This window comes from Kitasatospora sp. NPDC001095, from assembly GCF_053598615.1.
The window spans coordinates 1-1503 of record NZ_JBSFKQ010000111.1 but is presented as its reverse complement, the minus strand read 5'-3'; the positions used below and the strand labels follow the sequence as shown (position 1 = coordinate 1503).

At 56.6% G+C, this 1503-nt stretch carries 1 rRNA gene (only partly in view); it reads left to right on the top strand.

The features are described from left to right. Nucleotides 1-1501 (top strand): 23S ribosomal RNA (locus ACWDBB_RS35930); it begins 1374 nt to the left of the window's first position. Nucleotides 1502-1503: the final 2 nt, after the last annotated feature.

Sequence of the window (1503 nt, the reverse complement as noted above, 5' to 3'; positions counted from 1 at the left end):
GCAGTAGGTGAGCGATGGGGTGACGCAGGAAGGTAGTCCAGCCCGGGCGGTGGTTGTCCCGGGGTAAGGGTGTAGGACGTGGGGTAGGCAAATCCGCCTCACATATAGTCTGAGACCTGATGCCGAGCCGATTGTGGTGAAGTGGATGATCCTATGCTGTCGAGAAAAGCCTCTAGCGAGTTTCATGGCGGCCCGTACCCCAAACCGACTCAGGTGGTCAGGTAGAGAATACCGAGGCGTTCGGGTGAACTATGGTTAAGGAACTCGGCAAAATGCCCCCGTAACTTCGGGAGAAGGGGGGCCATTCCTGGTGACGAGTCTTGCACTCTGAGCTGGGGGTGGCCGCAGAGACCAGCGAGAAGCGACTGTTTACTAAAAACACAGGTCCGTGCGAAGCCGTAAGGCGATGTATACGGACTGACGCCTGCCCGGTGCTGGAACGTTAAGGGGACCGGTTAGCTCTGATTCGTCGGGGCGAAGCTGAGAACTTAAGCGCCAGTAAACGGCGGTGGTAACTATAACCATCCTAAGGTAGCGAAATTCCTTGTCGGGTAAGTTCCGACCTGCACGAATGGCGTAACGACTTCTCGACTGTCTCAACCATAGGCCCGGTGAAATTGCATTACGAGTAAAGATGCTCGTTTCGCGCAGCAGGACGGAAAGACCCCGGGACCTTTACTATAGCTTGATATTGGTGTTCGGTTCGGCTTGTGTAGGATAGGTGGGAGACTGTGAAGCAGCAACGCCAGTTGTTGTGGAGTCGCCGTTGAAATACCACTCTGGTCGTGCTGGATGTCTAACCTGGGTCCGTGATCCGGATCAGGGACAGTGTCTGGTGGGTAGTTTAACTGGGGCGGTTGCCTCCTAAAGGGTAACGGAGGCGCCCAAAGGTTCCCTCAGCCTGGTTGGCAATCAGGTGTTGAGTGTAAGTGCACAAGGGAGCTTGACTGTGAGACTGACGGGTCGAGCAGGTACGAAAGTAGGGACTAGTGATCCGGCGGTGGCTTGTGGAAGCGCCGTCGCTCAACGGATAAAAGGTACCCCGGGGATAACAGGCTGATCTTCCCCAAGAGTCCATATCGACGGGATGGTTTGGCACCTCGATGTCGGCTCGTCGCATCCTGGGGCTGGAGTAGGTCCCAAGGGTTGGGCTGTTCGCCCATTAAAGCGGTACGCGAGCTGGGTTTAGAACGTCGTGAGACAGTTCGGTCCCTATCCGCTGTGCGCGTAGGAGTGTTGAGAAGGGCTGTCCCTAGTACGAGAGGACCGGGACGGACGAACCTCTGGTGTGCCAGTTGTTCTGCCAAGGGCATGGCTGGTTGGCTACGTTCGGGAGGGATAACCGCTGAAAGCATCTAAGCGGGAAGCCTGCTTCGAGATGAGCACTCCCACCTCCTTGAGAGGGTAAGGCTCCCAGTAGACGACTGGGTTGATAGGCCGGATATGGAAGCCCTGTGAGGGGTGGAGTTGACCGGTACTAATAGGCCGAGGGCTTGTCCTCAG